13 protein-coding genes are annotated in these 12726 nt (G+C 47.7%); 10 read left to right on the forward strand and 3 right to left on the reverse strand.

The window, feature by feature from the left end:
* Positions 1-6 precede the first annotated feature (6 nt).
* Together KNO61_RS03745 and KNO61_RS03750 are read left to right on the forward strand one after the other, a co-directional pair.
* A complete protein-coding gene (locus tag KNO61_RS03745; RefSeq protein ID WP_012726345.1) occupies positions 7-1041 on the forward strand; it encodes a methionine ABC transporter ATP-binding protein in 1035 nt (344 codons plus the stop codon).
* Entirely contained in the window at positions 1013-1675 is a 663-nt protein-coding gene (locus tag KNO61_RS03750) for a methionine ABC transporter permease (protein WP_214734272.1), read from the forward strand. Before KNO61_RS03745 ends, KNO61_RS03750 begins: the two co-directional genes overlap by 29 nt.
* A 29-nt stretch (positions 1676-1704) precedes the next feature.
* Here the strand turns inward: KNO61_RS03750 and KNO61_RS03755 are convergent, their stop codons facing one another.
* Positions 1705-2100: a Spx/MgsR family RNA polymerase-binding regulatory protein gene (locus KNO61_RS03755; protein WP_012726343.1), complete on the reverse strand. Its 396-nt coding sequence runs from the start codon at positions 2098-2100 to the stop codon at positions 1705-1707.
* A gap of 256 nt (positions 2101-2356) precedes the next feature.
* On the opposite strand from KNO61_RS03755, the gene KNO61_RS03760 reads away from it, so the two are divergent.
* The 4 genes from KNO61_RS03760 (at position 2357) to KNO61_RS17435 (ending at position 7270) form a co-directional block, all read left to right on the forward strand.
* Entirely contained in the window at positions 2357-3655 is a 1299-nt protein-coding gene (locus KNO61_RS03760) for a hypothetical protein (RefSeq protein WP_214872626.1), read from the forward strand.
* Positions 3652-4911 carry a hypothetical protein gene (locus KNO61_RS03765; RefSeq protein ID WP_214872628.1) on the forward strand — a complete coding sequence of 420 codons (1260 nt, stop codon included), beginning with the start codon at positions 3652-3654 and terminating at the stop codon, positions 4909-4911. The genes KNO61_RS03760 and KNO61_RS03765 overlap by 4 nt, the downstream gene beginning before the upstream one ends.
* On the forward strand, positions 4908-6206 hold the full coding sequence (locus KNO61_RS03770; protein WP_214872629.1) for a hypothetical protein: 1299 nt from the start codon (positions 4908-4910) through the stop codon (positions 6204-6206). Before KNO61_RS03765 ends, KNO61_RS03770 begins: the two co-directional genes overlap by 4 nt.
* A 158-nt stretch (positions 6207-6364) precedes the next feature.
* Positions 6365-7270: a methyl-accepting chemotaxis protein gene (locus tag KNO61_RS17435; RefSeq protein WP_214872630.1), complete on the forward strand. Its 906-nt coding sequence runs from the start codon at positions 6365-6367 to the stop codon at positions 7268-7270.
* 21 nt (positions 7271-7291) lie between these two features.
* Here KNO61_RS17435 and KNO61_RS03780 read toward each other — a convergent pair whose 3' ends face one another.
* Positions 7292-7945, reverse strand: coding sequence for a M48 family metallopeptidase (locus KNO61_RS03780; protein ID WP_214872631.1), 654 nt, complete (start codon positions 7943-7945; stop codon positions 7292-7294).
* Positions 7946-8060: 115 nt separating this feature from the next.
* Between KNO61_RS03780 and KNO61_RS03785 the strand changes: the two genes are divergently transcribed.
* From KNO61_RS03785 to KNO61_RS17210, 4 genes are read left to right on the forward strand one after another with little or no spacing between them, the layout of a single operon-like run.
* Positions 8061-9233 carry a MalY/PatB family protein gene (locus KNO61_RS03785; protein ID WP_214872632.1) on the forward strand — a complete coding sequence of 391 codons (1173 nt, stop codon included), beginning with the start codon at positions 8061-8063 and terminating at the stop codon, positions 9231-9233.
* A 55-nt stretch (positions 9234-9288) separates the two neighbouring features.
* Positions 9289-10500 (forward strand): hypothetical protein, encoded by a 1212-nt coding sequence (locus KNO61_RS03790; protein WP_214872633.1) that lies wholly within the window; start codon positions 9289-9291, stop codon positions 10498-10500.
* A complete protein-coding gene (locus KNO61_RS17205) occupies positions 10497-11222 on the forward strand; it encodes a hypothetical protein (protein WP_251030772.1) in 726 nt (241 codons plus the stop codon). The genes KNO61_RS03790 and KNO61_RS17205 overlap by 4 nt, the downstream gene beginning before the upstream one ends.
* Entirely contained in the window at positions 11144-11635 is a 492-nt protein-coding gene (locus tag KNO61_RS17210) for a hypothetical protein (RefSeq protein WP_251030773.1), read from the forward strand. Before KNO61_RS17205 ends, KNO61_RS17210 begins: the two co-directional genes overlap by 79 nt.
* Positions 11636-11697: 62 nt before the next feature.
* Here the strand turns inward: KNO61_RS17210 and KNO61_RS03800 are convergent, their stop codons facing one another.
* Complete coding sequence (locus tag KNO61_RS03800; protein ID WP_214872634.1) at positions 11698-12711, reverse strand: tyrosine-type recombinase/integrase; 1014 nt, start codon at positions 12709-12711, stop codon at positions 11698-11700.
* Positions 12712-12726: the final 15 nt, after the last annotated feature.

The raw sequence follows: 12726 nt of genomic DNA on the forward strand, positions 1-12726 counted from the left end.
GGTCTTATGATTGAACTGAAACAAATCACCAAGGAGTTCAAGGTAAACGGAGACACGATCACGGCACTCGATGATGTCTCCCTCACGATTGAGAGAGGGGAAATCTTCGGAATCATCGGACGAAGTGGTGCCGGTAAGAGTACGCTCATCCGGATGATCAATCTTTTGGAGCGCCCGACATCAGGGGTCGTCGAGATTGAGGGACAAGATATCACGCTCCTCAAAAAGAAAGGGTTGTCGACGTTACGCCAGCGAATCGGTATGATCTTTCAGCACTACAACCTGCTGAAGACTGCGACCGTCGAAGAGAATGTCGCCATCCCGCTTCGTCTCGAAGGTCTCGGGAAGCAGGTCATCCGTGAACGGGTCGACCGCTATCTCCAAATCGTCGGACTGAGCGAACATCGGAACCATTACCCTGAACAATTGTCAGGTGGACAGAAACAACGTGTCGCCATTGCGCGAGCGCTCGCCCACGAGCCTGATATTCTCCTCAGTGATGAGGCGACAAGTGCACTCGACCCTGAGACGACCGAGTCGATTTTAGAGTTACTGCTCGAAATCAATCGCGAGCTCGGATTGACGATTTTCTTGATCACACATGAGATGGAAGTCATCGAACGAATCTGTGACCGGGTCGCCGTCATCGATCGTGGCCAAATCGTTGAACAAGGACACGTACTAGACGTCTTCTCCAATCCGTCACACGAGACGACCCAGAAGTTTCTTAAGACAAACCTCGACGTGCCGGAAGAAGTCGTCTCGGAACTCCAGACTCGGGGAACGCTCGTCCACTTGTCGTTCATCGGCAGTCAGACAGAACAAGCAGTCCTGGCACAATTGACCAAGCGGTTCGGCATCCTACCGAACATCATCGGAGGCGGAATCAAGAAGTTAAAGGCGGGGCTTGTCGGAAATTTGCTCGTCCATCTTGACGGGGATCATGATCAAACGGAACTCGCCGTCCGTTATTTGAAGACGAGCGGCGTACATGTGAGGGAGGTGTCAAACCATGCAACAGTTTTGGACAGACTGGGGTGACTTAATCTGGACAGGAACGGTTCAAACGTTGACGATGACGAGCATCGCGCTTTTGATCTCGACCTTGATCGGATTGCCGCTCGGGACGTTGCTCGTTTTGACGAGACCGAATGGCAGACTCGCAAACCGATTCGTCTATGGTAGCTTATCGAGCGTTATCAACGTCATCCGTTCCATCCCGTTCATCATTCTGTTGTTCTTCATCTTGCCGTTCACACGGTTCATCATGGGGACGACAATCGGCGTGCAGGGCGTCTTGCTCCCCTTGATTGTCTTCACCGCCCCGTATATTGCGCGACTCATGGAGTCGGCACTACTCGAAGTCGACCGCGGGGTCATCGAGGCGTATGAAGCGATGGGCATCTCGACGAGAAAAATCATCTGGTATGTATTAATCCGTGAAGCACGTTCTTCTATCGTTCTCGGATTGACGATTGCGACGATCGGGTTGATTGGAGCGACGGCGATGGCGGGACTCGTCGGGGCAGGTGGGCTAGGGGATATTGCCTATCAATACGGACACCTTCGTTTCGAACCGGAAGTCATGTACGTGACCATTTTCGTCCTCATCCTCCTCGTTCAGTCCATCCAATCCTTCGGGAATCGACTGGCGGCAAAATTGAAAAAGGCATAAAAAGAATCGTGTCGCGAAAGCGACACGATTTATGCGTTATGGAGCAGACGTTTCAGTTCAGCGATGCGGTCATGTCTCGGGATGAACGTCCTAATCTCTTTTTCACTGAAACCGACCTGGATGCGATGATGGTCGAAGACGATCGGACTTTTCAGGATTTGAGGATTCGAGGCGACGAAGCTATATAGCTCACGAATCGACATCTCATCTAGTTTCTCTGCCGCTTGTTTATAGACACTCTTTTGGACCGACAACAAGTCCGTCGTCCCATTTTCCGTCAGGCTCAACATCTCTTTGAATTCTCCGAAGGATAAACCTTGGTCTGTCAATTTCTTTTCGATGAAGGGAATCTTTTGTTCCCGTAACCAATCAATCGTTTTTCTGGAAGAACTGCAGCTCGTATGCGTGAATACTGTGACCGTCACGACAACCACTTCTCCTTTACATCAGTTTGGTTCTAACTATTATCTCCTTTTATACGTTCGAGTGCGTGATTATGTTTCAAATCACATACAGTTTCTTTTTGATTGAGGACGATTTCGTTCGGGTTCAGATTTCATGAGTATCGAACAAAGTGTATGATTGTTCTACCATCCGCTCATGAAACGTGAGCGAATTTTTTTCGTATAAGATAGTTAGATAATGGTAAAATTGGATGGTGAGATTATAGGAGGGGATATTTTGTACAAAAGAGGAATCATGATGGTACTTAGTGCTTCATTTTTAAGCGCATGTGGTGCATCTAATATAGAAGTCATTCAACTAGATTACATAGAGGATCAATGGAACGTGGAAAGCTATTCAAAAGAAGGAGAGATGATTGAAGTCCAGGAGTCAAAAGAAGTATTGGCTGCATGCGATGGGGAGCGTGCAACCGAATTAAAGGGTGACATCACGGTATATCAAACGGCGATTGCAGGGAGAACCGAGCCTGTTTCAGCCATGACCCCATATACGATGAAAGTCGTGACGTACTTAGAAGGTGACGAACGGTACGTCGTATGTCGTGAAAGTTACACCAATCAATTGAAGGCGGAAGCGATTGAATCGTTTCCAGACTTTGTGAATACAAGTGACGGTATTCGACTTCCACGACTCCCTCGTATTCATCAGACATCTTCAGAGTTACAAGACAAGTTGGTGGAAGCAGAAGGATTGGATTTTGAGGGGAATTCCATCACCCCGTTCCCGCATACGTTACTGGAAATCGAACCGGCGCTCTACGGCGAACTTGAAATGAAACTCGGTGGCAAGGTGATCCGTTATCCGATTGCGCAGTTCGAGCCGCGAGGATTTGAGATGCCGAATCAACAGATTGCCATCGGATATGATAAAAAGACGTTTCGTCCATATATTCTCTACTCGTTTGACGGTCAATTTTTCATGCCTCAACCGATTGAGTTTGATGAGTTAGAGGACCCGGAGTCAAAAGAGAATACCGTCTTTTCCGAGTTAGAGATCAAGACTGTCGCGACAGCTCGTGAACTGAACGAAGAAGAGGAAACTCCGTTCTATACTTTCTCGTATCTGAAAAACGGGAAACGTGTGACCGAAACGATGACGATTCGATTCGCTCCTGGCTTGTTGTTAAAAGAAGGAGAAGAACCAGATCCGATGTTTGAGGATTGGTTGCCTGTTGAAGAAGCCGGGCCAAGGGTCATCGTCCATCGCAAACCATACGATGGAGGGGCGATGGAATTCGCAGAATATAGTGATGCCACGATAGAGGAAGCGAAAGAATTGTTCGACATCGTCAATGAGGCAGACCCCGTCGATCGCCGCGGAGAAGATTCAGAATATCGATATTTGACTTTAACAGACGGTTGGAAGGGTCAAGTATTCGAAATCAGCTATCAAAAGCGTTCGAAAAAAGTTGATATTTATTTAACGGACCCGCTCCGCGATCAAACATTTAAATTATCGAGCGAAGGAGCGGAAGCGTTCTTAGACATATTTCCGCGCCTAAGAGAAACATTATGAAGCGAATTCTTTTACTCATTTGCTGTATTGGTTTGATGACAGGTTGTGATGATGAACAGATGGATGTCGTAAAGATAGACTACCTCCCGGAACACTGGAATGTGAAAGATCTTCAATCAGGTCATATGGATGCCAAGTCGGTGAAGTGGACTCCTGATTTACTCGATGCGTGTTCCGGGAATGCAATTTCACGAATCGAAGAGGACGTCACCGTCTATCGCTCGTATGAATTGAATCGAAAATTCGATGATGTATACAAAATCGTGATGTATATGGAAGGAGATCGACCATACGCCGTTTGCTATGACAGTGCTTCTGAACAAATAAAGGCGGAAAAGATAAATGAATTCCCTTACTTCGTTCATACGGAAGAAGGAATCGACATCTTGAGTACGCCGACGATTCGCACGGGTACACATGAAGAATTAAAAGAAATGGAACAGAAAGACGAAGGTCATTTCTATCCTATGCCCGTCTCTCTCCTCGAAGGGACGATGATTCATGTGACACCTTCATTATATGGCCAAATCGATTTAACGATTGGAGATCAACAAGGACTGTTCCCCATTTCACATTTAGAGCCATTTAGTGCCCAATCGGAAGAAGTGGGAATCGCGCTCGGGTATGACGAACAATCGAAAGAAACGTATTTTTATTATGAGAAAGATGATGGATTGACGACCATACTTCCTTTAGTCGTGTGGAATGAAAAAGAGCATAAACACGAGCCGATTCAATTCGAAGGGTTACAAGTAGAACAGGTACTTCGGGAAGACATTCTTGAACCGGGTGTCAAGACGCCTCTCTACACGTTCTCCTTCATTGAAGATGGAAAACGCGTGAATGAGGAGATCAGTTTAACTTATTTGAATGGTGAATTTTCGACACAAGATCCTGTTCAAAACGCGAGCGATTCAAATGGTCCATTCGTTTATGTTCATGAGAAGCCATTAAACGGCGCGCTCGACATTCAGTACCCTAACGTTCTAATGGCTGAAGGGAACGACATATCAGATCTGATGAATGCGATTGATGGCGCAATACCTGTCAAACGTGCTGGAGATGTGACTGACTATTCGCGTCTTACGATCGTCGATGGTTGGGATGGTCAAGAATTTCAGTTAAGTTTCAAGGAACGATCTCAAAAAATCGATGTTTATCTGACGGATCCGCTTCGCGATCAAACATTCAAACTATCAAGCAAAGGAGCGGAACGATTCTTGGATCTATTTCCGGAGGTGAAAGAGTCACGATGAAACGAATGCTATTGATGTTAAGCACAGTCGGGATTTTGTCGGGTTGTGCTGGGGAACAGATGGAAGTCGTAAAGTTGGACTATATGCCTGAGCAATGGAACGTGGGCGATTTGTATTCGAATCAGATGGATGCGGACTCGGAGACGTGGTCGACTGCAATTCTCGGCGCTTGTATGGGTGAACCGCTCACTCAGATCGAGGGGGATGTAACGGTTTTCAATTCATATGCGGTGAATCGGAAAGTCATGATATCAGATTATGATCCAAGCTCATATAAATTGGTGACTTTCTTGAAAGGAAAAGAAAACTACACCATTTGCTATGACGGAGACTATTCCAACATGAAATTAGGGAAGATTGATGAATTACCGGACTTCCTTGATTTATCAGCAGGTATCGAAGTTCCGAACGTCCCGGAATTGAAAGCGGGTACGAAAGAGGAAGAAGAAGTCGCAGAACAGAGTGACCCATCCGAGTACCTGGGGATGCCCATCAACCTGTTCAAAGACACGATGGTTCATTTGACTTCTCCCTTGAATGGAGCGATTGCATTAACAGTAGGTGATCAGGAAGGTATCTTTCCCATCTCAACCATTGAACCATATAATGCGCAAATGGGAACCGCAAAGATTGCACTCGGATATAATGACAAATTGGAAGCCGCTCACTTTTACTTCGAAACTACGAACGGAACGACATCTATTCAACCGTTCCTTGTATGGGATGAGAAAGAGAGCGCACATGTCCCCATCCAGTTCGAAGGATTACAAGTCGAACGGGTCCTCCAGACGGATACGTTAGAGCCGGGGGTTAAGACACCGCTTTACATATTCTCATACATGAAAAATGGAAAGCGTGTGAAAGAAGAAGTCAGCTTGACGTACACGAAGGGCGAATTTGCCACGAAAGAGTCCATTAAAGAATCTACTGAAGCAGGACTCATTGCAAATCCTTCCGTTCCGCGAGGTCCGTTTTTCTTTCTCCATAAAAACCCGTTAGATTTGGAGGCCACATGGAATTATCCGGATACATTGCGTGCGGCTGGCATCGACATGTCTGATTTGATGAACGCATTTAAGGAGGCAGAACCGGTGGATCAAGCTGGAGAAGTGGGGGACTATCCCCTTCTCACCATCATAGATGGATGGAAAGGGCAAGAGTTTCAGTTAAGCTTCCAGAAACGGTCTAAAAAAGTAGATGTCTATGTGACGGACGAAACACGAAACCAAACGTTCAAATTGAGCAGTGCGGGAGCGGAGACGTTTTTCTCCTATTTCCCTGATTTAGATGAGTGAAAGGCGCCCCTTGGCGTCCTTTTATTTGGTAAATACTTCAAATCCAAGATATTGACCTTCTGTATAAAAAGAGAGTAATGGAATGTTATGGGATACGTTACACTGAAATTCACGATTTAGTACGAACATCCTAAGAATAAGAAAGGTTGCTATCTATAATGAGTACTTTGAACCAAAAAGGAATTCAATCTGCAGACGTTTTTCAATCCATTGAAATGAATATGGCGATGATTCGATTCGACCGTCAACGCCGGGTCGTCGATGTGAATGATACGTTCGCGAAAGCAATGAAATACAGACGCGAGGAGATGATTGGCATGCAGCATCACTTGTTCTGCCCTTCTTCCTTTGTCAATAGTCCAGAGTATTCGGCATTTTGGGAGAAATTATGGAGTGGTTTCAGTTTCTCGGATAAAGTGGAGCGCGAGAATGCAAAAGGGGAAACCATTTGGCTCGAGGCGACGTATATGCCGATTTTTGAAGGAGATGATGTCGTCGGTGTCGTCAAGATCGCATCGGACATCACCGCACGGCAACAAGTGATTGAGGATTATGCGTATCGCTTTAAATCGATGACCGATGTGCTCGATGAACGGGCGAAGACAGGCATGCAAGACACGAAATTATTGAATGAGACGATTGAAAAGCTTGCGAAAGATGCTGCGGACAACCTCCATGCCCTTCAGAACTTGCGTCGTCAAGCCGCTGACATCGCGAAAATTGCCTCGTCGATCAAAGAGATTGCGGCACAAACGAATCTGTTGTCCCTGAATGCTGCCATCGAAGCGGCACGAGCCGGTGAACACGGGCTTGGATTTAATGTGGTTGCGACAGAGGTCCGCAACCTCTCTCGTATGGTTGAACGTGCGGTGATCGACGTCAACTCGAACACGGAAGGGATGAACGTCGAGCTTCGGAAAATTGTAGAAGGTGTCACTGCGTCCAATCAAGAGATTCAGTTAAGTGCAAAAACGATGGAGCAGACGATGGAGCGATTCCATTCGTTCGAGAAGGCCGCAGCCGAGTTACATGATACGGCCGACACATTTACTTCCAACCTGTGAACCGATTGACCCGACACCGGGTCAGTCGGTCTTTTTGAGTTGTAACGTATGTCCGTGTCGTTTCAACCAATCTTTCGCTGTAGCGGTATTCGGATAAATCGTTTGTAACGTTCTCCAAAAAGAAGGGGAGTGATCGAAGTGAACGAGATGCACCCATTCGTGGGCGATGACGTAGTCCATCATTTCTTTCGGCGCCAGCATGAGGCGGACATTGATGGAGATGGTTCCATTCGAACTACATGATCCCCACCGTGTCTTTTGATGACCGATACGAATCTTTTTCGCTTTAACATCCAATAATCTTTCGTAAGTCGGTGCCTGGTTGATTACATATTCTAGCGCGCGTTCACGTAGCCATGCCTCATAATGTTTAGCTAGGGCGTTTTCGTCCCATGTCCTCGGAACGAAAAATGAGGAGCCGTCATATCGGAGAGTCGTGCCATCATCTATCTTGGTCGGATAGTTTTTCCCATGAAAAACGAGCCCCTTATCGAGAACGGACGTCTGTCGAGGGAGCTTTTGCGATATCTCACGAATCCATGTGTCATGCTCTTCTAGTATGCGATCGACGACTCGTTTTGACAAACGTGCTGGAATACGTAGCTCGATGCCGTTTGGCGTGACATAAAATGCGGCTTTTTTTCTTCGATTGTTGCGAATGACGGTAACATGCATTGACGTGCCTCCTTTCTTATCTCGATCGAGTATAACGAAGTCGGCAAGAAACTGCCATGCTTTTTTGGCACGCAGTCGAATCAACTTTGATACAGTAAGAGCAGGAGGGATGAACATGAAATCAATTTTACAACAACAACTGAAACGTAAAGGTACGAATTCGGTGAAATGGGATGGGTTGGAACGATGGTTCCGTTCATCTGAGGATGTGTTACCGCTTTGGGTAGCGGATATCGACATCCGTACTGCGCCGTCCATCTCCGAGGCGCTCGCCGCAAAAGCCGCTCAAGGGGAATTCGGGTATACACTGTTCGCACCTGAAGCGCAGAAGGCGGTCAGTGATTGGTACGGCCGACGTCACGATTTGATTGTAGACCCGAACCATGTGTTATTCTCTAGCGGTGTTGTGCCTGCGTTGACTCATATCGTCGAGGCGTTGACTGAAGTCGGAGATGGCGTCGTAATCCAGTCACCTGTCTATCCACCATTCCACGAACTCGTTGTCGGTTCCAAGCGACAAGTGTTCGATGCCCCGTTGAAAAAAATTGACGAACGCTACGAGATGGATTTTGTCGCACTCGAGGAAGCGATGAAACAAGCGAAACTCTTCTTACTCTGTTCCCCACATAATCCAGTTGGACGTGTCTGGACGAGAGCGGAACTAGAGAAGGTCGTAGCACTCGCGAATCAATACGAGGTGATCGTCATCGTTGACGAGATTCATGCAGACTTGACGTTCCCGTCTCATCAACATACCGCAATCGGCACACTCGACCCACGTGTCATCACGGTGAGTGCGCCCTCAAAAGCATTTAACGTCGCCGGATTATTTGCGTCCTACATCATTTGTCCGGTCGATGAGTGGCGGAAGCAAATCACGAAAGTACAGAACAAACATCACGTTCTCCCGACACCGTTCGCAAACACGGCCATCATCGCCGCCTATACCGACAGCCGCGCGGAACGTTGGCTCGACCAGTTACGGGAAGAATTGGAGCAACAAATGAATGACGTGATCGATTCCATCGAATCAAACCTCCCGATGCTCCATACGACCCGTCCGGAAGCGAGTTATCTGCTTTGGATTGACTTCTCAGAGTTACCGATGTCAGCCGAGGAGCGGAAGTCTTGGCTGCATCAAGACGTCCGAATCTTCTTGTCACCGGGTAGTCCGTTCGGTCCTCAAGGTGAATCATTCGAACGGATGAATATTGGGACACGTCGTGAACTATTGGACGAGGCGATTCAGCGACTGAGCGCGCAAATGGAACGAAAAGCGTTTGTGTAAAACGAGAATCGGGAAAAATTCACAATGAGATGATGAGAGAAAGTGAGTGAATGGGATGGAGACGATCAACTGGAAGAAAAAGATGGAGGAACAGTTAAGACGTAGCGGCTTCACCTTGCAAGTCGAAAATATGTCCAATATCCGCTTGACTGAGATTCATGCGAGTTCTTCTCCGTTGATCTCTTATCCGCTCCGAGTTCGTCTATATGAGCGGATGGGTTGGCTCATGTGTACGGTCGATTCGCCAACGCTCAATCGGAATGAAGATCATCCGTTATTTGAACGCATGGTGACCGCCGTCTTTGAACGAATTGTGCGTCACCTGTATAACGGGTATGGTTTTCACATTTTGACGTTCATCGGAGATACCGGAAATTACATCGCCCCAAAAGATTCGGAGACAGGGGAGGTCGTACGCCTCGTCGCCCACCTTTGGAATGACCGCTCGTACATTCACCTCGACACCTTCGAGGAGTATCCCGCCTTATACGTGACGCCACCGTGGGCACATCAAGCCTATGCCATCGAAAGCACAGACGATGAGTGGGTCATCTACGCGGGGAGAGGGGGGAGGCCGTCGACCGATTATCGTGCTGACGGCGTCGAATTGAAATCTCATCGTCTATCGGATGGTGAGCTCTTCTTCCCGGTCGATCGGATTTCGAAAGAGAAAGGAACCCTCGCCTTGGCCGAATGGCTTCGACTCGAACGACGAGAAGTCGAGGACTTTATGATGTCCTTCATGCAGACAATCCGGAAGTTCGATCCGTCATTTGGATTCGCATGGGGCGGAACGGAAACATTTTTTCATGGTGTCCCGGTTGAACCATACGCGCAGGTGCTCAGGCTCGAGAGCGGGAAACGTCGCTATCGCGTCATGAACAACACGGCAAAACGACTATTTGCCGTCTCGGACGACCCGAACGAGTGTCTGAAGGAAGTGAGTCGAACACTAGGGACAATCACGCTCCCTGAACGGCGTGTCTCAGCCCTCGGCCAATTGATCATGGGGATCTGGCAACAGTTTGAGACCGATGAAGAGACGTACATTCAAGAAGTCGCGTTTCGAGACATCTCCAAATTCCAAATGGAAGAAAAGATTGGGCATGCTCTCGCGAATCAACAACGGATTCGCTGGATCGACAAGAATCATCCGCATCAGGATGTGATTGAATATGCTCATCTACGGATCACGTTCCCGAAACGACCACCTGGGCTTGTTACAGTTGAACCCGCTGAATCCGGACAAGAGAGAGGTACTTTATGAAAATCGTTGACGCACGTGCCATGTCAATCGATCATGAAGATGTGATCGCCGTTACCCCTACCTCGGTCTACTATCGAGAGAAGAAAGATCGCACGACATTCTCGCTCTATCGCTTTGACGAAGAGGATGGCGTGATTACACAATTGAACCGGAGGGAGTACGCGGATTACGGTTATCCTAAGCTATTCGTCGATGGAGACATCGTCTACTTTATAAATGAGGTTCCAGACGGTGAAGGGGTGGTCAAGACAGAATTGATCGCCTTCTCATACAAGGCAGGCACCGAAGAAGTAGTCACGACGTTTGAGAAGCGTGGGAATAGCACATTGTTCTGGGTATTGGATCATCGTTACTTCCTCTTTTTGACGGCGTTTGAATCATCGGATGAAGCATGGCTTTATGACCGGGTGACCATTCAACGGGAGCGTATTCGAGATGAGCACCTCGTCGGTAAGACGGAACGATTCCGAGAATTATATTTGTTTACGACCACATTCGCCGGTGTTCCATACATCGTCTGTAACGCAAGACTCGATGAGTTTGACTATTATAATGCACTCGATGATGGGCGCATCTCTCCTGACGACCCGATTGACCATTCCGAGGCACTATTGATTTCCCACTTGAAGAGGCGGTCAAGGCGATGTGGGATCATCGGGGCGAATTGCCATTCGATGATGTCCTTCGTCTACAAGGGGAAGGGGACACGGTCCAATATCTAGGAGAAAATGAAGGGACGCTTCGATTCTCCGCGTTTGTTGACTCGTTGAATGAGGAGGTCGTCTATGATTTGACGGCTCCCGATGTCTTGCATGAAGTATCGGTCGTCGATTGGGGTGCTTATGAACCGATTGATTTCACGTACGACGATATTAGTTCGACGATTTTCATCAAAGTTGATGAGACAGATATGCACTCAGAAGTCATCGACCTCGCAACCGGTGCGCGTTATATCGATGTGGAACCGTTCGAACGCGTCATCGGTCGCCGCTATCTCGTCCATGAATATACGGAAGGACTTACGAGCGGTGTCGTGATTTTCGATTTAGAATCGGAAGAACGTCTCACTTATGACAATGCCTATTTTATGGTCATCGATGATGCCATTTTGATTTTGTCAATGTCCAGCACATAAATATAACCACCACCCATTATATAGGCGGTGGTTATATTTGGATATATAGTTTACATAACATATTATTGTAAACCTGATATTGCGTGTTTTTTCCGTTCGTCTCCGATATGGGCATAGACTTGTGTCGTTGCCACAGATTCATGCCCGAGAAGCTGTTGAATCGTGAGCACATCGACGCCCCCCATGGCGAGACGTGATGCGAACGTGTGACGGAGCTTATGTGGCGTTACCTGTTTATGGCTCAAGAACGGCAGGTAAGGCTTTAAGCGGTCAATATGCCCTTTTAACATATGCTGAACCGTCCGTACAGCGATTCGTTGTCCCTTCTCATTTTGGAACACCGCCCCTTCACTCGACGTGTCGCGATACTCAGAGAGGAGCGGAAGAAGTGGTCCTGCGATGGGGATCAAGCGTTCCTTGTTGCCTTTACCGATGACCCGAATCGTTCCGGTCTCAAGATTGATATCGGACCAATTGAGTCCGACCAGCTCGGATACGCGCATTCCTGTCAGTCCGAGTAATTGTATGATCAAAAAGTCTCGCGCGCGATTCATTTCGTACCAACTCGCCTCGCGATTCGTCATGCCGACATTGCTACGTACGAGCGTCGAGAAATCGAGCCACTCCGATTCCGTCAAATAGACGGGGTTCCGTTTGCCGCGTTTCGGACGTTCTACGGTTTGAAAGGGATTCACCGTCGCTTGATCGGTCTCGATTAAGTAATTGAAGAGTGACTGTAACGTTGAAAGCTTCCGATTGATGACGCTCGGAGCGTTTTCGAGCTCGAGGGCAAGATAAGTCGCGTACGCTTCTGCTCCGGCATGGTCAATCTCTGTGAATGATGGCAAGTCAATCGTTTCAGGTTCTAACTCCGTTCCACTCACGTGCTCGACCCAACGAAAGAAATCTAAAACGTCATACACATAGCGCTGGGCCGTCTGTTTGGAATAATGCTTCGCTGCTAAATGATGAAAAAACTGTTGGATGAATGCGGGTAGTCGGTGCAACCCGTTCAACTCGAAGCGTTTCGTCGTCGTCGGTGTCTGCCGCTGTCCAAGTTGACGGAAAATACTCATAGAATGCCCCTTTCT

The sequence above is a fragment of the Exiguobacterium sp. s140 genome (genome assembly GCF_018617035.1).
Taxonomy (GTDB): Bacteria; Bacillota; Bacilli; order Exiguobacteriales; family Exiguobacteriaceae; genus Exiguobacterium; species Exiguobacterium profundum.

What these genes read in the sequence shown, in the direction of transcription:
- KNO61_RS17205 (WP_251030772.1), top strand. Translation starts at nt 10,497, where the DNA reads ATGAAAATCGTTGACGCACGTGCCATGTCAATCGATCATGAAGATGTG.
- KNO61_RS03800 (WP_214872634.1), bottom strand. Translation starts at nt 12,711, where the DNA reads ATGAGTATTTTCCGTCAACTTGGACAGCGGCAGACACCGACGACGACG.
- KNO61_RS03780 (WP_214872631.1), bottom strand. Translation starts at nt 7,945, where the DNA reads ATGCATGTTACCGTCATTCGCAACAATCGAAGAAAAAAAGCCGCATTT.
- KNO61_RS17435 (WP_214872630.1), top strand. Translation starts at nt 6,365, where the DNA reads ATGAGTACTTTGAACCAAAAAGGAATTCAATCTGCAGACGTTTTTCAA.
- KNO61_RS03790 (WP_214872633.1), top strand. Translation starts at nt 9,289, where the DNA reads ATGGAGACGATCAACTGGAAGAAAAAGATGGAGGAACAGTTAAGACGT.
- KNO61_RS03750 (WP_214734272.1), top strand. Translation starts at nt 1,013, where the DNA reads ATGCAACAGTTTTGGACAGACTGGGGTGACTTAATCTGGACAGGAACG.
- KNO61_RS03770 (WP_214872629.1), top strand. Translation starts at nt 4,908, where the DNA reads ATGAAACGAATGCTATTGATGTTAAGCACAGTCGGGATTTTGTCGGGT.
- KNO61_RS03785 (WP_214872632.1), top strand. Translation starts at nt 8,061, where the DNA reads ATGAAATCAATTTTACAACAACAACTGAAACGTAAAGGTACGAATTCG.
- KNO61_RS03745 (WP_012726345.1), top strand. Translation starts at nt 7, where the DNA reads ATGATTGAACTGAAACAAATCACCAAGGAGTTCAAGGTAAACGGAGAC.
- KNO61_RS17210 (WP_251030773.1), top strand. Translation starts at nt 11,144, where the DNA reads ATGTGGGATCATCGGGGCGAATTGCCATTCGATGATGTCCTTCGTCTA.
- KNO61_RS03765 (WP_214872628.1), top strand. Translation starts at nt 3,652, where the DNA reads ATGAAGCGAATTCTTTTACTCATTTGCTGTATTGGTTTGATGACAGGT.